General features: G+C 40.9%; 20 protein-coding genes. 5 read left to right on the forward strand and 15 right to left on the reverse strand.

All coding sequences use genetic code 11. The features are described 5' to 3' along the window. Positions 1 to 59: 59 nt before the first annotated feature. From LXL81_RS28255 to LXL81_RS28285, 7 genes are all read right to left on the reverse strand, one after another. Complete coding sequence (locus tag LXL81_RS28255; protein WP_234651349.1) at positions 60 to 3,164, reverse strand: efflux RND transporter permease subunit; 3,105 nt, start codon at positions 3,162 to 3,164, stop codon at positions 60 to 62. A 125-nt stretch (positions 3,165 to 3,289) separates the two neighbouring features. Then, a complete protein-coding gene (locus tag LXL81_RS28260; protein WP_234651448.1) occupies positions 3,290 to 4,342 on the reverse strand; it encodes an efflux RND transporter periplasmic adaptor subunit in 1,053 nt (350 codons plus the stop codon). A gap of 124 nt (positions 4,343 to 4,466) precedes the next feature. After that, the gene (locus LXL81_RS28265) at positions 4,467 to 5,714 is read right to left on the reverse strand and encodes a TolC family protein (protein ID WP_234651351.1); all 1,248 of its coding nucleotides are present in this window, start codon (positions 5,712 to 5,714) and stop codon (positions 4,467 to 4,469) included. An 80-nt stretch (positions 5,715 to 5,794) separates the two neighbouring features. Beyond that, entirely contained in the window at positions 5,795 to 7,162 is a 1,368-nt protein-coding gene (locus LXL81_RS28270; RefSeq protein ID WP_234651353.1) for an ATP-binding protein, read from the reverse strand. Positions 7,163 to 7,213: 51 nt separating this feature from the next. Continuing rightward, positions 7,214 to 7,900 carry a response regulator transcription factor gene (locus LXL81_RS28275; protein ID WP_234651355.1) on the reverse strand — a complete coding sequence of 229 codons (687 nt, stop codon included), beginning with the start codon at positions 7,898 to 7,900 and terminating at the stop codon, positions 7,214 to 7,216. Positions 7,901 to 7,971: 71 nt separating this feature from the next. Then, positions 7,972 to 9,135, reverse strand: a complete 1,164-nt coding sequence (locus tag LXL81_RS28280; protein ID WP_234651357.1) for a PLP-dependent aspartate aminotransferase family protein — start codon at positions 9,133 to 9,135, stop codon at positions 7,972 to 7,974. A gap of 13 nt (positions 9,136 to 9,148) precedes the next feature. After that, entirely contained in the window at positions 9,149 to 10,153 is a 1,005-nt protein-coding gene (locus LXL81_RS28285; protein WP_234651360.1) for an App1 family protein, read from the reverse strand. A 46-nt stretch (positions 10,154 to 10,199) separates the two neighbouring features. Between LXL81_RS28285 and LXL81_RS28290 the strand changes: the two genes are divergently transcribed. From LXL81_RS28290 to LXL81_RS28300, 3 genes are all read left to right on the forward strand, one after another. Further along, positions 10,200 to 11,075: a diacylglycerol kinase family protein gene (locus tag LXL81_RS28290; protein ID WP_234651361.1), complete on the forward strand. Its 876-nt coding sequence runs from the start codon at positions 10,200 to 10,202 to the stop codon at positions 11,073 to 11,075. Positions 11,076 to 11,277: 202 nt separating this feature from the next. After that, entirely contained in the window at positions 11,278 to 12,432 is a 1,155-nt protein-coding gene (locus tag LXL81_RS28295) for a S9 family peptidase (protein WP_234651363.1), read from the forward strand. A 41-nt stretch (positions 12,433 to 12,473) separates the two neighbouring features. Next, positions 12,474 to 13,805, forward strand: a complete 1,332-nt coding sequence (locus LXL81_RS28300) for a GntP family permease (RefSeq protein WP_234651366.1) — start codon at positions 12,474 to 12,476, stop codon at positions 13,803 to 13,805. A gap of 19 nt (positions 13,806 to 13,824) precedes the next feature. Here the strand turns inward: LXL81_RS28300 and LXL81_RS28305 are convergent, their stop codons facing one another. From LXL81_RS28305 to sucC, 3 genes are all read right to left on the reverse strand, one after another. After that, entirely contained in the window at positions 13,825 to 14,145 is a 321-nt protein-coding gene (locus LXL81_RS28305; protein WP_234651368.1) for a nucleotidyltransferase domain-containing protein, read from the reverse strand. Then, a complete protein-coding gene (locus LXL81_RS28310) occupies positions 14,118 to 14,525 on the reverse strand; it encodes a HEPN domain-containing protein (RefSeq protein ID WP_234651369.1) in 408 nt (135 codons plus the stop codon). The genes LXL81_RS28305 and LXL81_RS28310 overlap by 28 nt, the downstream gene beginning before the upstream one ends. Positions 14,526 to 14,623: 98 nt before the next feature. Continuing rightward, a complete protein-coding gene (sucC, locus tag LXL81_RS28315; protein WP_234651372.1) occupies positions 14,624 to 15,847 on the reverse strand; it encodes an ADP-forming succinate--CoA ligase subunit beta in 1,224 nt (407 codons plus the stop codon). An 88-nt stretch (positions 15,848 to 15,935) separates the two neighbouring features. On the opposite strand from sucC, the gene LXL81_RS28320 reads away from it, so the two are divergent. Next, the gene (locus LXL81_RS28320) at positions 15,936 to 16,598 is read left to right on the forward strand and encodes an ABC transporter ATP-binding protein (RefSeq protein WP_234651374.1); all 663 of its coding nucleotides are present in this window, start codon (positions 15,936 to 15,938) and stop codon (positions 16,596 to 16,598) included. 330 nt (positions 16,599 to 16,928) lie between these two features. Here LXL81_RS28320 and groL read toward each other — a convergent pair whose 3' ends face one another. Both groL and groES read right to left on the reverse strand, forming a co-directional pair. Then, positions 16,929 to 18,560 carry a chaperonin GroEL gene (groL, locus tag LXL81_RS28325; protein ID WP_234651377.1) on the reverse strand — a complete coding sequence of 544 codons (1,632 nt, stop codon included), beginning with the start codon at positions 18,558 to 18,560 and terminating at the stop codon, positions 16,929 to 16,931. 54 nt (positions 18,561 to 18,614) lie between these two features. Further along, complete coding sequence (gene groES / locus LXL81_RS28330; RefSeq protein WP_090333639.1) at positions 18,615 to 18,911, reverse strand: co-chaperone GroES; 297 nt, start codon at positions 18,909 to 18,911, stop codon at positions 18,615 to 18,617. A gap of 232 nt (positions 18,912 to 19,143) precedes the next feature. Between groES and LXL81_RS28335 the strand changes: the two genes are divergently transcribed. Next, entirely contained in the window at positions 19,144 to 19,851 is a 708-nt protein-coding gene (locus tag LXL81_RS28335; RefSeq protein ID WP_234651379.1) for a hypothetical protein, read from the forward strand. Between the two features lie 181 nt (positions 19,852 to 20,032). On the opposite strand, the gene secG is transcribed toward LXL81_RS28335, so the two are convergent. From secG to lptE, 3 genes are all read right to left on the reverse strand, one after another. Further along, positions 20,033 to 20,428, reverse strand: a complete 396-nt coding sequence (gene secG, locus LXL81_RS28340) for a preprotein translocase subunit SecG (RefSeq protein WP_234651382.1) — start codon at positions 20,426 to 20,428, stop codon at positions 20,033 to 20,035. A 62-nt stretch (positions 20,429 to 20,490) separates the two neighbouring features. Beyond that, the gene (locus tag LXL81_RS28345) at positions 20,491 to 21,168 is read right to left on the reverse strand and encodes a hypothetical protein (RefSeq protein ID WP_234651384.1); all 678 of its coding nucleotides are present in this window, start codon (positions 21,166 to 21,168) and stop codon (positions 20,491 to 20,493) included. A gap of 59 nt (positions 21,169 to 21,227) precedes the next feature. Continuing rightward, the gene (gene lptE / locus LXL81_RS28350; protein WP_234651386.1) at positions 21,228 to 21,809 is read right to left on the reverse strand and encodes an LPS assembly lipoprotein LptE; all 582 of its coding nucleotides are present in this window, start codon (positions 21,807 to 21,809) and stop codon (positions 21,228 to 21,230) included. Positions 21,810 to 21,814 lie beyond the last annotated feature (5 nt).

Consider the following 21,814-nt stretch of genomic DNA (forward strand, 5'->3'; position numbering starts at 1 on the left):
CAAAAAAAATCCCTGCTCAGGATAAAATTCAGAGCAGGGAGAAATAAGTCCGGGTTAAATCAGGAATGTACCGGTGTTTTCTTTTTATTGAAGAATCCGTAAATGATCGGGAAAATTAATAAGGTCAAAACAGTTGCCGTGATCAATCCTCCAATTACCACAATCGCCAGCGGTTTTTGTGTTTCTGATCCGATACCGGTAGAAGTAGCGGCCGGAAGCAGCCCAATGGCGGCCATGAGTGCGGTCATGACCACCGGCCGGATTCTTGACTTGACACCCTCACGAATGGCGTCGTCGAGGGGCATATGGGCTGCGAGATTTTTATTAAAGACGGAAATCAGAATTACCCCGTTCTGGACGCATAATCCAAAGAGTGCGATAAAACCTACGCCGGCCGAAATTCCGAAATTCATATGCGTAACATGTAGCGCAAGTATACCTCCGATCAGCGCAAATGGCACATTGACCAAAACCAGACCGGCATCTTTTGCGTTGCTGAACATGATAAAGAGCAGAATGAAAATACCAACAAGACTGATCGGAACCACTTGGCCTAATCGGTCCGTAGCACGAACCTGATTTTCAAATTCACCAACCCACTCAATGGAATACCCTTTTGGCAGATTGGGCAATTTTTCTCTTACCCGTTGCTGGGCTTCTGCGATTGTACCTCCAAGATCACGGCCACGAACAGAGAATTTTACACCAATAAATCGTTTATTATTATCACGATAAACAAAAGCAGGACCGGTCACTTTACGGATCGTTGAAATTTCTTTTAAAGGAATTTTACCACCTGTTAATGTCGGTACCATCAGTTGCTGGATATCCTGTTCATCGCGGCGATATTGTTGCTGATAACGCAAACGAATATCAAATTTCCGCTCTCCTTCGTATAATATAGAAGCCGTTTTTCCACCAATCGCCATTTCGATAACCGCCTGAACATCAGCAGTACTTACACCATACTGAGCCATTTTATGATCATGTAAAATTACGCTGATCTCCGGCTGACCGATGTTACGGATAAGTCCCAGGTCCTTGATACCATTCACATCCCGAACCGCATCCATAGACAGGTTCGCATATTTTTCAAGTTCTTCCAAATTTGGACCGAAGATTTTGATACCGTTACTTGCCTTATATCCAGCCACAGCTTCTGCCACATTATCCACAATCGGCTGTGAGTAATTGTATAAAACACCAGGATAAACACTCAGCAATTTGTTCATTTCATCCGTAAGTTGTTCGTTGGTGATCTTACGTTTCCATTCTTTTTTCGGAACCAAATCCACCTGAAACTGGCAGAAATAAAATCCGTTCGGGTCAGTTCCGTCATTGGAACGGCCAACCTGTGAAAGTACCTGTTTCACTTCTTTAAAAGTGGCCAGATCTTTCCGGATATCACTTGCCATTTTTACACTCTCAGGAAGCGACATACTCATCGGTAGTTCGGCAGTAACCCAAAGAGCACCTTCATTCAGCTGTGGCAAAAACTCGGTTCCAAGCCAGGTTGATGAGAAAAGTGAGACACTTAAAAATACAGTAGCGAATATGAAGCTGATCTTTTTATGACCAAAACACCAGTTGAAACCGCCCATGACAATTTTGTCAAAGAAATTAACAATCGGATTATTTTTCTCACGAACGTTTTTGTTCAACAGAAAAGAACACAAAACAGGAACCAGCGTAAGCGTATAGAACAAAGCGCCTAGCAAGGCAAAACCCAACGTAAATGCCAGCGGACTAAACATTTTACCTTCCACTTTCTGGAAACTGAAAATAGGCAGAAGGGCAGTGATGATAATCAGTTTTGAGAAAAATATGGCTTTTCCCATTTCACCACCCGTCTTTTTGATCAGTCCGAGCTTGGAAAGTTTGTTATACCGATCCATTCCGTTTTTGTGGGCGAGATGATCAAGCGCCACAAATATTCCCTCGACCATCACCACGGCACCATCGATAATGATACCGAAGTCAATCGCCCCCATCGATAGTAAATTGGCAGACATTCCTTTCAGTTTCAAACAGGTAAAAGCGAAAAGAAGCGCCAGTGGAATAATGATGGAAACGATAATTGTGGTCCGCCAGTCGGCCATGAAGAGGAATACGATGACGGTTACGAAAACAATTCCTTCAACGAGGTTATGTTTAACGGTATCGGCACAAAACTCAATCAGATTATCACGGTCGTAAAAAGTGACCATTTTGACGTCCGGTGGTAATATTTTTGTATTTAACTCACCGATTTTCTCTTTGATCCTGGCCAGTACCTCACTCGGATTTTCACCCTTGCGTTGTACCACGATTCCTTCAACGACATCATCATTTTTTCCCAAACCAACCTGACCAACACGTGGCAGATCTGATTCTTTTACATCGGCAACATCTTTTACCAGAACCGGATAATCCTTTACATATTCAACAATGATATTTTCAATATCCTGCGTCGATTCCAGCAAACCAATTCCCCGTACCACATAAGCCTGGCCGTTTTTTTCGATCACATCACCACCTACGTTTACGTTACTTTTTGTAACCGCTTCATAAACTTCAAGCGGCGTGATATTGTATTTTACCAGTTTGGTAGGATTTACCTGAACTTCATATATCTTTTCACGGCCACCGAAAGCAACCACATCGGCTACACCCGGAACACTGCGAAGCTGGCGGTCGATCACCCAGTTTTGAAGTGTTAATAATTCCCGGCTATCGCGGTCTTTACTTTCCAGGGAATATCTGAAAATTTCTCCCGTTGGCCCGTATGGAGGCTGAACTTCCGGATCAACACCATCGGGGAGAGAAACTGTTCTTAATTGATTATTTACCTGCTGACGGGCGAAAAAATCTTCCACATCGTCATCGAAAATAATTTTAATAACAGACAAACCAAACATCGTAACACTGCGCACATTGGCTTTTCGCTGCACTGAGTTCATCGCAATTTCGATTGGCTGCGTTACGAAACGCTCTATCTCTTCTGCACTCCGGCCATGCCATTGTGAGACGATAATGATCTGCGTATTGGTAATATCCGGAAATGCTTCCAAAGGCGTACTTCTGTAACTGACCACCCCAGCCACGATCATAAGGCCTGTCAGGAAGAAGATGAAAAACCTGTTTTTGAGAGAGAAACCTACGATTCCCCGAATGAATTTATTCATTAAAATAAATTTTGAATGAGTGAATTTTGAATGATAGAATATTGACCGGGTCGACGGTGTGATGATAGAATGATAGTATGGGTCAACATTCACTCATTCTATCATTCACTCATTCTATCATTTTATTAATCATTAATAGCATTGTAAACCAGAAGCTGATTTTTGGAAATGACTTGTTCACCGTCTTTCAAACCGGTTTTGATGTATGCACGGTTAGTTAAAGTACGGTAAACTTCAACTGCGCGTGCTTCAATTTTGGTGCGGCTGTGGAAAACCATAACCCAGTTTTTACTGCGGTCAAAAATGATCGATTGAGATGGAATGGCCGTCATTCTGTCCGTTTCTTCAAAATTCAGATTTACGGTTGCATGCATTTCCGGTTTCAGTTTATAACCAACATTGCTGAGCTGGATTCTTATCTGCATCGCTTTGGTTTCCGGGTCAAGTACGTTATATATTTTGTCAACTTTTCCCTTGAAAGTTTCATCCGGAAAGCTGATCGTATGCACGTCAGCACTCATTCCGACTTTGATCCGTGGAATATCACTTTCATTCACATTAGCCAAAACCCATACATCAGCAATTTGTCCGACTGTAAACAACGCCTCCGAATTATCGGAACGCAACTGCATACCGCGGTTTACATTTTTTGAAATGATAAAACCATTTATAGGTGATTTTACGGTATAATTTGTCGATTTACTTAAACCGTAAATAGAAAATATTTCCTTCATGCGACTCACTTCTGCCTGCGCTTTATCCACCATTTGTCTGGCGGTAATCGCGTCCCTTTCCGGTACCAGTTTACTTTCGTACAAGTCTTCGGTTGAGGAAAGATTTTTCTGGGCAATCAGTAAATCGGATTGCGCCTGGATCATCTGACGGTCAAAGTCAGCAACTTCTCCCGAACGGATGGTTGCCAGTTTTTGTCCTTTTTTTACATTATCACCAAGTTCCACATTCACATCTTCCACGTTCCCGCCCACCAATGGGAAAATTTTGATCACCTGATTTTCGTCGGGAACCACTTTGCCTACCAACGTCAGCTCATTTCTGACAATTTCTGTTTTTACTGTATCGATTTTGATGCGGTTCATCATCGTATCCGACAACATGAAAGCTTTTGATTCTTCCTGTTTCTCCTCTGTTTTGTGGCATGACGAAAACCAAAGACTCATAAAAGCCAGTGAGCACACGTACACCAAACTTTTCCCCGGGCCTGGCCTTTTGCCGATAATTGATAGATCTAATTGCTTTGTTTCAGCTTTCATCCGTATGTATGTAAGAAATTGAATTCGTTTATTAATTAAAAAGCTCTTCGCCCACTACGAAATTGAGCTCCTCATATACCTTAATCCGGTCCGCTTGCAGCCGGTTAAATTCTTTGATGCTTTCGTTGTAAGTTTCGATGAAGTCGATAAATTCTAGCAGGGTAATATTCCGTTTCTGGAAATTATCATAGAAACCTTTGCTCAGTAATTTGAATTGATTACTGAACTCACTTTCTACGCCCTTATAAGCTTTTTCAGCTACAAAAACTTTTTGCAAGGCTGCATTAACCTCATTGTTAATACTATTTTGTTTGGCAGTTTCAGCCGTTTTGAAGTAGGTTATGTTACTTTTTGCCGCACGGATATTTCCCTGATTTCTATTGAAAAATGGCAAATCCATCGCAAGATTTAAACCGAAATAATTATTGACATAATTACTGGCCTGGTCATACACTCCGCCGATTTGCAGATCCGGAACAGCCAGTGATTTTTGCAGCGTATAATTCAGTTCCGCCTGTTTGGTGGCAGATTCAGCAACTTTCAAATCAGACCGGCTTAGTATAGCTCTGTCGCGAAGCAGCGTCAGATCATAATTTCTTAACTGATACCGGCTGATATCCGTACTGTCCACAACCGGTTTTACCGGAAGTTCTGTATTAAGCAATGTCCGAAGATCGCGCTGATTGTCGGACAGTTCAAAGACGATATTAGCCCGGTCATTGGTAAGTTGAAAAAGAAGCGCTTTTAACCGAACCACTTCTTTCAGGGAGATATTCTGGCGGTTATATTCTTTGTCAAAGGCAGTCACGGTGGTGTTCAGTGTCGCGATCTGCGTATCGTAAAGCGCAATGGTCTGGCTCAGATAATAGGTTTCAAAAAACATTTCCCTGAGTTCAAATTTCAGCGTCCGGATCAGATCGTAAAACTGATATTCAGTTTTTCTGGTTGACTCCATATCCAGTGCAACACGCTTGTTTCTTTTTCCGGCAGTGGTAATCAATTGCTGGATTGTTACCGCTTTTTGTCCCTGACGGCCCACGTCAAAAGCACCACGTGAATGATTGTAGGCACTTAATTCAAGAGACAGCGTAGGATTAGCCCAGAGTTTATCCTGAATTTCCTGAGATTTGGAAATATCGATCTGATATTTTTCCGCTAAGATGTCAAGGTTTTTTTGTAAAAAGATACTGTCCGCTTGCCGGATCGTGAGCCGGAGTGTATCCTGAGCTCGTAAGCTGATAGTAAAAAAGAGTAAGACTACGGTGAAGTAAGTTCGCATAATTCCATTTTAGAAAGATGCGATATTCGTCACCGGGCATTACAGGAGGCTTAGAATAACCTTAGAAAAAAATTAGAATGCTAAACGTGCTTTAAACTGACCTGGAATTCACTGCCTTTGCCCAGTTCGCTGGTCACTTTTATGGTGCCGTGGTGCAGGTCAATAATACGCTGACAAATGGAAAGACCAATACCAAAACCAGGCACTTCGCTGGTGTGCGACGAACGATAAAAAGGGTCAAAAAGATAGGGGATGTCTTCCTGACTAATTCCGATTCCTTCATCAATTACTTTGACATAACATTCAGTTTCATTTGTATCTATCAATACACGCGCTGTATGGTTGGATGAATATTTACAGGCATTATCGATCAGGTTAAGCAGTACGCGTTTCAGCAATTCTTCATTTCCGTCAATCACCGTATCGTTCTCGTTTTCAGGAATGGAAATATAGTCGATCAGGATATTGTAATTTGGAAAAGAGGAAAGGATTTCTTCCTTGGCCAGAAAAGCAATGTCTTCAATCCGGACCGAAGTTGATTTCATATTGCCCATATTTTCGATGGAGCGCGCAAGAAATAACAAATTATTAGTGATACTGATCAGCCGTTCCGTATCAGAAAACAGGTTTTCAAAAACTTCTTCCAGTTCAGGATTATTTTTGGTAAAGCGCTGGCCGAGTTGTATTTCTGATTTTAGAGCAGCCAAAGGTGTCCGGAGTTCGTGGGATGCATGGGAAACAAAACTTTTTTGCTGTTCAAAAGCTTTGTTGAGCCGGTCCAGTACCGTATTGAAATTAATAGCAAGCTGGGCAATTTCATCTTTCCGGTTTCCTTCATCGAGCTTTTGGGCAAGATTATGTGCAGTAATCTGTGAAACCTGCTGATTAAATAAGCTGATGGGCCTCAGAGAATTACTCGCAAAATAAATACCAAGGGCAACTGTCAATCCAATACCACCCACGAGCCCCCAGGCAAGAATTTGCAAAAGATTGTCCAGTTTGTTTCGCCCGAATTTATCATAGGCAGAAGCCAGCACGATCAAAGGCTCGTCGCCCTCGTTATATAACAGACCGATCGTTTCACTATCATCCTGTAAAAACTCAATTTCTTTTTTATCCCTGACCTCTTTGAGTAATTCGGCATGATAAGTGATCAGTTTATCATCCACACTGGAATACACCAGTTCGTTTTTGGTGTTGAATATCAGCACTTTTTCATCCAGCATTTCTGTGAGGGTATTTTTGTCAATGATCTTTAAGAGATCTTTGTCAATACCCTTCACCTTAACCAGAAGCCGGCAGGTTGTTTGTGCTTTGCTTTTTAACCGGTCATAAAATTCTTCCTGACGATAACGTGCTGATAAACTGTAAATTGCTGCTGAAAATAGCAGTAATATCACAGCGACCATCAAGGTAAATTGCAGGGCGATCCGATCTTTTATTTTCACTTTTTATTCTTATTTCAGGGAGTGCTTTTGGATTTATATTTATTCAATGACCTATTCCTCTTTCATAATATAACCCAGTCCTGGCCGGGTATGGATCAGTTTCGTATCAAAATTTTTGTCAATTTTCTTTCGCAAATAGTTGATGTAAACCTCTACCACATTGGTGCCCGGATCAAAATTCAGATGCCAGACATGTTCTGCCAGATCCATCTTTGAAACCACACGCCCGCGGTGCAAAAGAAAATATTCAAGCAAGGCAAATTCCTTTGCGGTAAGTTCAATGGATTTTCCTGCACGGATAACTTCCTTGGTCCCAACGTTTAATTCAAGATCGGCAATACGCAAAGTCTGGTTTTCTGTTTCGGGATTATTGAGTTCAGAAACACGCAATGCAGCATTGATCCGGGCCATAAGTTCTCTGAAATCAAAAGGTTTTACGATATAGTCATTCGCTCCCTTATTCAATCCTTCAACTTTGTCCTCAATTTCACCATAGGCTGTCAGCATGATGATGGGAATGGAAGGTTTATAAACCCGGATTTGCTGGCAAACGTCGTAACCTTTTAATCCCGGAAGATTAACATCCAGCAAAATAAGATCAAATTTTTTACTCAAAGCCAGATTTTTACCTGTAATACCGTCATATGCAATTTCTGCTTCAAAATTCTCGGCATGTAATCCGCGGTAAATATTCTGGGCAATACGCCTGTCGTCTTCGACAATGAGTATGGTTTTCATGTATGGTCAGGTCGTTTCTTTAAAATTAAAGTAAGGTAATGATTAAGCCGGGTGACATTTATAATTAATCATTAAATTAAAACTTCCAGCGCCTGTTCAAAGTCTTTGATAAGATAATCAGGATCTTCAAAACCGATATAAATCCGTACTAAGCGGTGCTGCTCATTATTTGAATCGAAAAGCTCGGGCGTCAGCGCAGCGGCCTGCGGCATAATGAGCGACTCATGCCCGCCCCAGGATACGGCCACCAGAAAATGTTTCAACGAATAAGTAAATAACTCGATCTGATCCAGGGTATCAACTTTCAGCAAAATTGTAAAAAGTCCGCAGGCTCCCGACATTTGTCTGTGCGCAAGTTCCAGTTGAGGGAAGTCTTCGTCAAAGGGAAAAATCACTTTTTCGATTTTTGGATGCGTTTTCAGATAGCTGATTACCTTGCGTGTCGACTTTGAAATATGTTCGAGCCGCATCGGCAGCGTTCTCATTCCCCTTAAAAAAAGCCAGGCGTTAAAAGGAGAAATTCCTGATCCTGTATTTAACAATTGTTCGTTAAAAATTCTTTTAAGCATTTCTCTTGAACCGGTTAGCACACCTGCCAGCACATCGCTATGTCCGCACAGGTATTTTGTGCCGGATTGCAGACTTAGGTCAATTCCCAGTTCATGAGGTTTCTGATATATGGGCGTGCAATAACTGTTGTCAACAATGGTAACAATCCCGCGACTTTTAGCAAGTGCTGAAACGGCTCTCAAATCCTGCAATTCGAAAGTCAGCGTATTGGGCGTTTCCAGATAAATAACGGTTGTTTCCGGTCTGATGGCAGCTTCGAAATTTTCAATTTTAGTACCATCGATGTATGTGGTTTGCACACCAAAACGCGGCAGAATATTGTCAAATAAACGTGTAGCCCAGCTATATGGTTTCTGAACAGAAATAATATGGTCACCAGACTTGACATTGGCCATTACAGAACAATATATTGCTGATGCACCGCTGTTGAATACCAGAGAATCCTCTGCGCCATCCAGTGCGGCCAGTTTTTTACTAAGAATATCTACGGTAGGATTATTTCCGCGGGAATAAAGAAAGTTTGAATCTTCGTTGGCAAAAGCATTTCTTAACTCTTCAAAAGTATCAAATGCAAAATTACTAGTCTGAACGATCGGTGGGGCCACTGCATTAAAATATTGGCTGCGGTCTTCACCAAGTTCATTCAGAATATAAGAGATGTCCATTTATTTGAATTTATTAATTTTCCGTAGGCTGTCTGAATACAATTCCGGTTTCGATGGAATGAATAATAGCCTTATTGCTGTGAGAAAAATAGCAGGTGTCAATATTCATTTCCTGTATTCCCTTTAAAAGCGCTGTTACCTCTGATTTACTTCTTTTACGTGTCTGCCGTATGTAAACACTCCGGATATTGGGTGCATACATAGCGCAGATTTCTGCGTAAATTTCAGGATCCTTTTGAGAATCGTCGCCAAGCAAAATGAATTGTAATTCAGGGTAAAATTCGACAATATTCTGAATTTTACGAAATTTGTGCCCATGTGAGCCCGCGCCGGTCATAATAAAATCATCCAGACCCGATTTGATTTTTTTAAGTTTAAGTATTGCCTTTGGTAATCCGTTCAGTTCTGCAAAGCGAACGATCATATCATAAAGATTCCATTCACTGCTGGATACGTAGAAGAAAATATTATTTTGCTGCTGCGGATGTGTACGGCTTGCCAGAGACAAAAGCTGGTAATGTTTCACCACATCATCAAAAGGTTTTCTGGCCTGAACGTTTTTTGCCAGCAGCACAAATAATTTTTTGAACGATCGCCTGCTATGAGAGATCAGAAAAGTATCATCAATATCAGAAATGATTCCATATGAACTTTCGTAAGGTATGAAAAATTCTTCCTGCCTGGTTGCCTTATACTTATGTTTGCCAATTTCCTCGTCTACGCTTACCTCATAGGGATGCCATCCGCCTTCCATAGGTTCATGAAAAGGTATCTGAAAACGAAAATATCCATCTTCTTCTGCCACCGTTTCTGCCACCACTGATCCCACCCGCAGGACTACCCGTAAATTTGGTATAGTTTTTATTGAAAACAACTGAATAATGGTTCGGGCATATCTGAAACCGGTCCGGGTGTATTTTTTATCACCTTCGGGATATTTTTCAACGATATGGCCGAAAACAACTATTTCTTTTTTATTTGCGTAACCTCTGTATAATTTTAAGTCGCATCGTTTCATATTATTACAAGATCCTTATTCACTTGAAGTGCCTAAATTAGAGAATATGTTGTCAGAACAAAAAGTTTTGTTGGTTGTAAACCCAATATCAGGAGATAAGGATAAACAGGAAATTCTTTCAAAAGTTACCGCCAGGGCGGAAGAGGATGGTTATGTTTTGAGCGTTTTTTCAACAACCGGAGATGATGATCTGGCTCAGATACGGGAATTGGTAAAAAACCTGTGCCCCAGTCGTGTATTAGTAGCCGGTGGTGACGGGACAATATCGATGGTAGCCGAAGCTTTGCAGGGGCAGGATGTGATTTTCGGTATCATCCCTGCGGGCTCAGCCAATGGCTTGTCTGCGGATTTTGGACTTCCGGTATCCATTGAGGAATCAATTGAAGTGGCTTTTGGCGACAACTCTGTTCAAATTGATGCTGTAAAAATCAATGAAGATATCAGCCTTCACCTGAGTGACATTGGTTTGAACGCACTTTTGGTAAAAAATTATGAAAACGGGGATGTCCGTGGGAAACTGGGATATGCACTGGAAATGTTCAAAACGCTGAATGAGCATGAGAACTTTCAGGTAAGAATTACAACAGATCAGGGCGTTTTAGAAACGGAAGCGCTGGTGGTAATTATTGCCAATGCAAAAAAATATGGTACCGGAATTAGTATCAACCCTTTCGGAGATATGTCGGATGGAAAGTTTGAACTGGTGATCGCCAAGAAAATTGACTTCATCGAAACTGCTAAATTCCTGACAGGCAACACCGAATTCAATCCTGAGGTCATGGAATTTCTTTCCGTCGAAAAGGCAAAAATTGAATGTGTTGACCGGGAAGTTTATTTTCAGGTTGATGGGGAATATAAAGGCGAAGTGAAAGAGCTCAATGCTGAAATCCTGAAAGGCTTTGTACGGATTGCAATTCCGTGATAGCTTTCGGTAATCAGCATTCGGTTTTTAGTTGTAGAAAAAACTTTCCACGGCGTTTGTTTTTTTCTAAATGTTCTTCATCAAACAATCTGACAACCGACAGCCGATTGCCGAAAGCTTGAATTCATTTCTGACTATTAATAAGTAGTCCAAACCAGTTGTTTGTCTTTTCAGGTAATTACAAAACCGGTAATTCCTGAAAATGAAAATCTTAACAACTGTCCTGTTCAGCACGGCAATTACTTTGTCGATAAACTCTTTTGCCCAAAAAGCAGAACTTTGCCAGGGTGCCTACTTCACTGAGGCAGAGGGGAAAGCATTTTTGGATAGCCATGTGCCTGCTTCCAGGTTGGCGTGGGAGACAAGAGCTCAAAAAATAAAGGCACAAATTCAGGTGGGAATGGAATTGGAAACTATTCCTGCAAAACCAAAGTCTACCCCGATTATTCACAGCAAACGGACGATGGACGGTTACACCATCGAAAATGTTGCGTTTGAAAGTCTTCCCGGTATTTATGTGACGGGGAATTTATATCGACCCATAAAAAAGCAAAAATCTTATGCCGGAATACTTTGTCCGCATGGTCATGGAGAAAATCCGCATGGTCGTTTCCGCGAGCAGACCCAGAAAAGATGTGCAACGCTGGCACGTATGGGTGCTGTCGTTTTTGTGCTTGATATGGTCGGGCAGGGAGATGCCAAACAGACAGAACATAAGTTTTCCAAAGCACTAAAACTAAATACGATCGACAACATTCGTGCGCTGGATTTTCTGATATCTCAACCAGGCGTCGATCCTGAACGTATTGGGGTTACCGGCGAATCGGGTGGGGGTACTCAGACTTTTTTGCTGGCGGCATTGGATTCGCGTGTAAAGGTTTCTGCACCTACGGTAATGGTTTCAGCACATTTTTTCGGTGGCTGCGTGTGTGAAAGTGGTATGCCAATTCATAAACATGGAGATTTTCAAACAAATAATGTAGAAATAGCAGCGTTAACCGCACCAAGACCCATGTTGTTAACTTCTGATGGCGGCGACTGGACAAAAAATACACCGGAAGTGGAGTTCCCCTTTATTCAGAATATTTACTCTCTTTACGGGAAAAAGAACGAAGTTGAAAATGTCCATTTGGCAGATGAAAAGCATGATTACGGGCCAAGTAAGCGGAAAGCGATGTATATCTTTATGGCAAAACATTTGAAGCTGGATATAAAAGCAGTTTCCGACGCACAGGGGAATATTGATGAAATTCCGTCAAAAGTATTGGATCAGAAAGATCTGGAAGTTTTTAATGCAGCGCATCCACGGCCGGCAAATGCAATCATGGGTGATGAAGCTGTTTTGAAACAATTGTAATTAATTCAACAAGAAATTCCGGAATCTGCCGAGTTGAGAGTATGATCATTGTTATCGTTTTACTTGCCATAGTTTTTATAGTTTTAAGTTCGACAGTTTTAAAAATGCACCCATTAGCAGGACTACTGCTGGCAGCTTTGGGGGTGGGGATTTTTGCAGGCTTACCAATTGACAAACTGGCCGAAACAATAGGGAAAGGTTTTGGAGAACTGATGTCAAAAATTGGTTTGATGGTTATCCTGGGTTGTGTGATCGGGGCAATTCTGGATCAGTCCGGCGCAGCGATAAAGGTAGCTGATGTAATCTTGAAATTGTTTGGTGAAAAACGGCCGGCATTTGCGATGTCAATGATTGGTGCCATTGTCGGAATTCCGGTTTTTTGTGATTCGGGCTATATTATTTTACATAAATTAAACCAGATCGTTGCCAAAAGAACTAACAAACCACTGGCGGTGATTTCACTATCACTTTCAGGCGGACTTTTTGCAACGCATACCCTGGTCCCGCCAACGCCGGGCCCCCTTTCAGCAGCCGGGAATCTGGGTATTGCTGATTCTGTCGGTTTGGTTATTCTGATCGGTTTGATCGTCTCGATTCCAAGTCTTTTTCTATCAACATGGTTTGCTGCGAAGTATGCAAAAGATGTGAAAATTATTGAAGACATCAATCCAACGACAATTGAAATTGAAGACAGGAAATTACCTGTGGCCTGGAAAGCCTTCATGCCGATTTTACTTCCAATACTACTAATTACCCTCGCTTCTTTTGCCAGGATTTTACAATTCCCGGAAAGTGTTATGCGCTGGACAAGCTTTTTTGGCAGTCCGTTGGTTTCATTTTTACTTGCCATATTTTTCAGCTATTCTCTTTTCCCGGAAAAAGCATCAGAGAAAATGATTTCCTGTTTTAAAAGTGGCATCGAACATTGCGGAACGACACTCGTGTTAGTTGGAGCAGGCGGTGCTTTTGGAGCCGTTTTAAAAGAAACGCCATTGAAAGAAATGGTGAGTGAATGGCTGACAAGAAATGAAATGTCAGGAGTTTTTCTGTTGATAATTACCTTTTTCATCGCAGCCTTTTTTAAAACTGCACAAGGTTCTACTACTTCTGCGATGGTTTTGACAACGAGTATTATTGCACCATTGTTGGGAACGCTTGGATTTGTGACACCGTTACAAATTACCTTACTGGTGATGGCGACCGGGAGTGGGGCCATGATCGTTTCGCATACCAACGACGCCTGGTTTTGGGTGGTTTCTCAGTTTACAGGAATTTCCGCCAGGGATACATACCGGACGCATACCATTTTGACGGGATTGCAGGGTGTTGTCAGTTTTTTGATAACTTTGGTTTTGTATTTGATATTGGTTTGAAGCAGGAATTTAATGTTGATTAACTCAAATGAAATTCGATTCCGGTTTTTCTGATTTCAGTACCAAAGGGATTGTTTTCGGACATAAAATCCTGCATTGAAATTGGATGAGGCTCAATGCGTGTATCTATTTGCGCTGCAAGCAACATAAGATTTACCTGAACATTGAATTTTTCGAGGTCATTTAAATTATCAATGACCAAAGCTATGTCAATATCACTTTCTGTTTCATAATTATTTTTGGCATAGGACCCAAATAAAAATGCTTTTAAAAACCCTGGCTGGTTTTCGGATACAGAAGAGATATATTTCTCTATGGTGTTAATAAGCTTTTTATCCATTGTCTGTGCATTTTCAACTGTTCAATCCAAATACTTGTAAATTCCGGTGTACAGGTTTTTTGAAAACTCATTTTGTAATCGTCATACCTGCCGTTTATATTGAAAGCAGTAACGGAAATCAAGAATAATTTTTGACTCCCACTCAATTCCATATTACACTTTTCGGATAACCTAAGTAAGTTATGTATTAACGGTGGAAATTCATTATGTACCTTGACAAAATAAGCTTTTAATAATTTTTCTATCATCAGGTGTCCAACAAACAGACTCCAGCTATATCGTTTACTTTCAAACATAGCTAACATAGTCAGAAAATCTTCATCCGAAGATTCGATCCAATGATCAATAACTTTTTTCTGATCAAAGCCTCCTTGTTCCATATTAAAAACTATGTAATTACCTGGAGAATTTTATTGTGTAAATTAACAAAAAAGGACGACCTCACGATCGCCCTTTTTCTCAAATATTTTCAAAAGAACTATACACCCAAACGAGCAAGTGTTTCAGAAACTTTCGCAGCAGCTTCTTTAAATTCAATCGCCGACTGAACTTTCAAACCTGATTCGTTAATGATACGCGCTCCTTCTTCAGCATTTGTTCCTTGCAGACGAACAATGATTGGAACAGGAATTTCGCCGATTGCTTTGTAAGCCTCAACAACACCTGCCGCAACACGGTCGCAACGAACGATACCACCAAAGATATTGATTAGGATAGCCTTAACATTTGGATCTTTCAGAATGATACGGAAACCTGCTTCTACGGTACGTGCGTTCGCTCCACCTCCAACATCAAGGAAGTTAGCCGGCTCGCCGCCTGAAAGCTTGATAAGGTCCATAGTAGCCATCGCAAGACCAGCACCATTTACCATGCAACCTACGTTTCCATCCAGTTTTACATAGTTCAGGTTGTTAGCACCTGCTTCTACTTCCAAAGGATCTTCTTCATTGGTATCACGCATTTCTGCAAGTTCAGGATGACGGTACAAAGCGTTGTCATCCAGATCCACTTTTGCATCAACTGCAAGAATTTTATTATCTGATGTTTTTAAAACCGGGTTGATTTCAAACATCGCGGCATCGCTCTCAATATATGCTTTGTAAAGAGAACCGATAAATTTCACCATTTCTTTGAAAGCGTCGCCTTCCAGACCAAGGGCAAAAGCAACTTTACGCGCCTGGAAAGGTTGTAATCCAACTTTTGGATCAATCCATTCTTTCATGATTTTTTCAGGAGAATGCTCAGCAACCTCCTCAATATCCATACCACCTTCTGTACTTGCCATGATGACGTTACAGTTTCTGCCTCTGTCAAGCAGAATAGACAGATAGTACTCTTTGGGTTCACTGATACCAGGATAATATACATCCTCAGCAATCAAAACCTTGTTCACTCGCTTGCCTTCAACGCCAGTCTGGTGTGTAACAAGTACTTTTCCCAGAATGTTATTTGCGATTGTACGGACATCTTCAACAGATTTTGCCAAAGCAACACCACGTTGTTCGCTGCCAACAATTCTGCCTTTACCACGCCCACCCGCGTGAATCTGTGATTTAACCACATACCATTTGGTACCTGTCTGCTGGCTAATCTCACGGGCGACTTCCACCGCCTTGTCAGGGGTGTCGGCAACAAGTCCTTCCTGAATACGTACGCCGTATTTTTTAAGGACACTTTTGCCTTGATATTCGTGAATATTCATGAGTATAAAAGTAAATTGGTATTTTCACGGCAAATTAAGGAATTAATCAAAACGGGGGTAGCTTTTTACCTAATTATCTTTTCATAATATGAATTTACTTCGCGCAAAAGGAATAAAGCGCACGTATGGCGCCTTGCAGGTTCTGAAAGGAATAGATATTGAGGTCAATAGTGGCGAAGTTGTTGCCATTGTTGGTGCATCGGGAGCCGGGAAGAGTACTTTGCTGCACATACTGGGAACGCTCGACAGGCCTGACGAAGGACAGGTGTTTATTGGTGATACCAATGTCTCTTCCCTGGGAGATAAGGATCTTGCAAAATTCCGGAATGAAAAGATTGGATTCATCTTTCAGTTCCACAATCTGCTTGCTGAATTTACTGCTTTGGAAAATGCCTGTATGCCAGGATATATCAATGCCGGGCTTAGTGAAAAGGAAATAAAAAGAAGAGGAGAGGAGTTGCTGGGATTATTGGGTTTATCTGACAGGATCAATCATTTGCCATCACAGCTTTCTGGTGGAGAACAGCAAAGAGTTGCCGTTGCACGTGCCTTATTAAATAAACCTGCCATTGTTTTAGCTGACGAACCAAGCGGAAATCTTGACTCGCAAAATGCTTTGGATCTTCATCAGTTGTTTTTTAAACTGAGAGACGAGCTTGGTCATACATTCATCATAGTCACTCATAATGAGGATTTAGCGGAAATGGCAGACAGGCGTATCGTGATGCAGGATGGGAAAATGATATTGTAAAATACAGTTACGTAAACAAATTGTTATTTTTTTTTGTTTTAACTGTGACTTCCCTGATATGACCCCGTCATAATGGGGAAGTTTTTCATAACGTTGAGTAAAGTAAATAGCCGTTCGGATTTTCCGGACGGCCATTTTTTTTATCAATGTGTTATCGAAAAAATATTTTTAAAAATAATTTCAGAGGTAGTGTGACCAAATTATTATCAACCCGTCTAATATTTAAATTTCCTTAGGGTTGGAGATTTTCATAACGTTGAGTAAAGCAAATAGCCGTCCGGAGTTTCCGGACGGCTATTTTTTTGCCTGATCTATATGACTGAGGGATGATTACATCATTCCACCCATTCCACCGCCGTGTCCGCCACCCATTGGTGCCGCACTTTCTTCCGGATCGTCAGCAATTACACATTCTGTTGTTAACAACAAACCTGCGATAGACGCTGCATTTTCCAAAGCAAGACGTGAAACTTTCTTAGGATCGATGATACCAGCTTCTAACAAGTCTGTATAAACATTGTCTTTAGCATTGTAACCATAAGCACCTGTTCCTTCTTTTACTTTTGCAACAACAACAGATGGTTCCTGACCAGAGTTAGAAACGATTGTTCTCAATGGAGCTTCAAGCGCTACACGGATGATGTTGATACCTGTATTTTCGTCGTCGTTGTTTCCAACAAGTCCTTCAAGGGCAGAAGTTGCACGGATGTAAGCAACACCACCACCTGCTACAATACCTTCTTCAACAGCAGCACGGGTTGCATGCAATGCATCGTCAACACGGTCTTTTTTCTCTTTCATTTCAACTTCTGTCACTGCACCAATGTACAAGATGGCAACACCACCTGACAATTTAGCAAGACGTTCCTGAAGTTTTTCACGATCGTAATCAGAAGTTGTGTTTTCGATCTGCGCTTTGATCTGGTTAACACGGCTCTGGATGTCTTCAGAGTTACCTGAACCATTAACCAAAGTAGTGTTGTCTTTGTCGATAATCGCTTTTTCGCAAGTACCAAGGTAATCCAAAGTAACGCTTTCCAATTTGAAACCGCGTTCTTCCGAAATTACAGTACCGCCAGTGATGATGGCGATGTCTTCAAGCATAGCTTTACGACGGTCACCAAAACCAGGAGCTTTAACAGCAGCAACTTTCAAAGCGCCACGGATTTTGTTCACTACCAATGTAGCCAACGCTTCTCCGTCAACATCTTCTGCCAAAATAAGCAAAGGACGACCTGTTTGAGCAACTGCTTCAAGTACCGGAAGAAGTTCTTTCATAGAAGAAACTTTCTTCTCAGAGATAAGAATGAATGGACGCTCAAGATCAGCTTCCATTTTCTCAGTGTTTGTAACGAAATATGGAGAAAGGTATCCACGGTCAAACTGCATACCTTCAACAGTTTTAACTTCTGTTTCAGTACCACGCGCTTCTTCAACAGTGATAACACCTTCTTTACCTACTTTTTCCATGGCTTCGGCAATCATATTACCGATTTCTTCATCATGGTTAGCTGAAATTGTAGCAACCTGAGCGATTTCTTTTGAAGTAGAAATATCTTTTTTCTGAGTTTCAAGATTTTTAACAACGGCTGCAACAGCTTTTTCGATACCGCGTTTCAAATCCATTGGGTTAGCACCGGCAGCTACGTTTTTCACTCCGATAGAGTAAATAGCCTGAGCCAGAACTGTTGCCGTTGTAGTACCATCACCAGCTGAATCAGCAGTTTTAGAAGCTACTTCTTTAACCAATTGTGCACCCATGTTTTCGAAAGGATCTTTCAAATCGATTTCTTTCGCAACAGATACACCATCTTTTGTGATGCTTGGTGAACCAAATTTTTTGTCAATAACTACGTTACGACCACGAGGTCCCAAAGTTACCTTTACGGCGTCAGCCAATGTGTCAACACCCTTTTTTATTTTATCGCGGGCTTCAATGTCAAAAAATATTTTCTTAGCCATTTCAATTTTTGATTTTAATTTTTAAAGATTTTAATTACCGAGGTTGTCAGATGACTAGCCAATAATAGCATAGATATCTGATTCACGCATAATAAGGATATCTTTTCCTTCGTATGCCAATTCAGTACCTGAATATTTTCCGTATAATACGGTGTCTCCTACTTTAACAGTCATAGGCTCATCTTTTTTGCCTGGTCCAACTGCTACTACTGTACCGCGTTGTGGTTTTTCTTTTGCAGTATCAGGAATAATGATACCAAATGCTGTTTTTTCTTCGGCTGGGGCTGGTTCTACAAGAACACGATCAGCCAGAGGTTGTACGTTCACTTGTATTTCTGCTAAAGTTGACATAGATATTAAACGTTTATTTTTATGTTGTCAGTATTGATATGACTTGCAACCGTAAAGCACAATCTATGCCAGCCCGTTTCCTCTGACATTTTTACAGGGCTGTATGACAATTTTGTATGTAAACCGGCTTCGATATGAATTTTATAATAATATATATGTCAGGTAAATACTTTCGTTTGGTATATCGTCAGAATTGACTAAATTTTAGCAGGCATCAAAACAGGTAAATACAATGACGAAGCTTCATAACGATTGGTTGACGGAAGGTATTTTTGATTTTGAATATAAAAAGTATGTGCTGATGGCATATCTTCAGCATATTGATAAGGAATTTAATTCCAATCGCCTGTATCCTTATTTGCAGGAACTTAAAATACACCTGGATTCCTGCCAGAACCTGCAGGCAAATAAAAATGCGATTCAGGGCTCTTTTCCCAAAAAGTTGAAAGGAATGGATTTATCTGTTGCAAAGCTGGTGTATGAGGACACACTTCACGACGATGCTTATCTGTCTCAGTTGAATTACATCCTGGATTTTGCCATTCCCAGATTCTCAAAATCAATGGAAGAAGGCTCTGACCGCTTTTCTGAAGTTGGAGAGAATATTAAAATTTCACCGGTTGGGATCGTACCGCTACGTATTGAAGAAGGTTATCTTTTCTTTTTGAATAACTATGAAAGAATGATCACCATTTTTAGATATGAGCTTGCGCTTTATAATCAGATGCGGGAAAGAAGTCTGAAAACGGTTTATGTAGATTCTGTGCGCACAAGTGTTGGAACGACATTGGAGCAAATTAAGATTGACCTGACAAGAAAATTCCAGGCCTGGCCGAACCCGGCTACTTATATGATCCAGTCAAAATACGATTATCCTTTGGAAGAAACCTTGCTGCCGGTTGTGCAGCGGCTGATGGTGAAGCAAATGAATGTAGCATAATAAAGATTGCCGTCGGCTGCCTGGTCTTTGTAAACGGAATCAATTCCAAAACTTGATCCGCAAAATACAGTTATCCTTTTCATATCTCTTTTCTGACAAAATAGTACCACAAAAAAAATGCAGCTAATAAAGACAAATCAATCTGTCGATATTAGCTGCACGTAAAAACGCTACGTTTTTTTTATTTTGTTGTATCTGCAGGTGCTGATGGTGCAGTTTCTGCGGGAGCTGTTGAAGCCGGAGCAGCGGCACCAGGAGCCGGAGCTGTTGGCAATTTTGCCCCGGGAACTACTGTGTTTTGTGCTTTTTCAATGTTCACACTATTGATTCCGCCTGCATCAGAAGCGCCTCCGCTTGCAACGATATAGGAAACAAGTGAAATTACGATAATGCCCGCTGCCAATCCCCACGTGATTTGTTCTAGCAAATCTGTGGTTTTCTTAACACCGAACATTTGTGCAGTACCTGCGCCACTAAATTCGCTGGAAAGACCTCCTCCTTTTGAATTTTGAACCAATACCACCAAAATCAATAATACTGCGACGATCGCAACCAGAATAATCAAACCCAAATACATGCCTGAACCAATATTGAATGAATGAATGTGTGAATTTTCAATGAATACGAACCAACTAGTCCTTACAAATGATATAGTTCACTTAATTTTTTCGCAAAGTAATCCTTTTTTTCTGGTTTTTTCAAAATCAATTTTTGATAAATGTCAATTGCCTTATCCGTTTTGCCCTGACGAACCAGAATTTTTGCAAATGCTTCTGTCTCAATTCCTCCCCCGAAAGAATCAGAAGAATTGGATTGAGCCACCCTTCCGGTAAGGTCCAAAGCCAGCGGTTCAGCGTTCATATCCTGTTTTATCGCACCCATTCTTGGATTATTTTTGATAAAACCTTCAATGATCTGCTGCTGTTTTTTTTGTAGCTCAGAAATGCTGGATACCGGATTAACCTTTATTTCTTTGGCTTCCAGTACTTCAAGAATATCTTCACTCACAGTTGCAGGTAATTCTTCGGTTAAAACATCAACCTGTTCAGACGAAATTCCGGGATCCGTTGATTTGTACTTTCCTTCAACAAGCTGTTGTAGTGCAATCCGGCTCAAAGCATAAGCGGCAGCACGTGGCGTATTATCATTTAATTGATCTGTATCCGTTTGAACTGATGCTTTTGCCAGTAAAGAATATGAAATCTGGCAATACGGAAAAGCCTTGATAGTAGCTTCAAGACCGGGAATTACCGACACGTCAAGGTCATTAGGATATTTTACCAGACGACTGAACGTTTCCTTATCAACAATTGCCATTAACCGTAATATTTTAATTTTGAAAAATAATAACTGAATTTAAAACAAAGATAAACCGCTTACCAGTCCGCAGCAGATTTATTGAATATCTGCTGAACAAGGTTCTCCCTTATCGTAGGTAACAACCTCGCCTCATTCTGGTTCAGTGTTTGATCTTGTGGGAAATCCGCAAAATAAGTAAATGACTGGTCAAAGTTTTTGGTTTCATCTTTTGCATTCGTAAACCTCACTTGTACAGTCACATTCAAACGGTTAAGGCCTGCCTGGTCATTGGCGGTTGGAGCGGCCGCCAATACATCATAACCCGTAATTGTTCCTTCTATGAGCAGGTCACCTCCATTTTGCTGCAAAGTAAGATCTGTATTTTTCTGGAAATATTCTTTGACCTGTTCAGTCAGCTGCTGTGGTAAGTTTGAAGGCCCCCCGGCTGTTGCCATATTAAAGTTAATGATCGTAAATGTCTTAATATCAGGAGATAAACTTGTTCCCGTAAAAGAATAAACACCGCAGCTAGAAACAAGAAGAGAAACATTTAAAATAAAAAACAGCGACAGTAATCTCTTAGTCGCAAGAGAGGATGTGCTTAATTTATTCAATAAAATTTTACCTGAAAAATTCATTTTTGACATTTCAATTTTCATAACAA

Source organism: Dyadobacter sp. CY356 (assembly GCF_021440195.1).
Taxonomy (GTDB): domain Bacteria; phylum Bacteroidota; class Bacteroidia; order Cytophagales; family Spirosomataceae; genus Dyadobacter.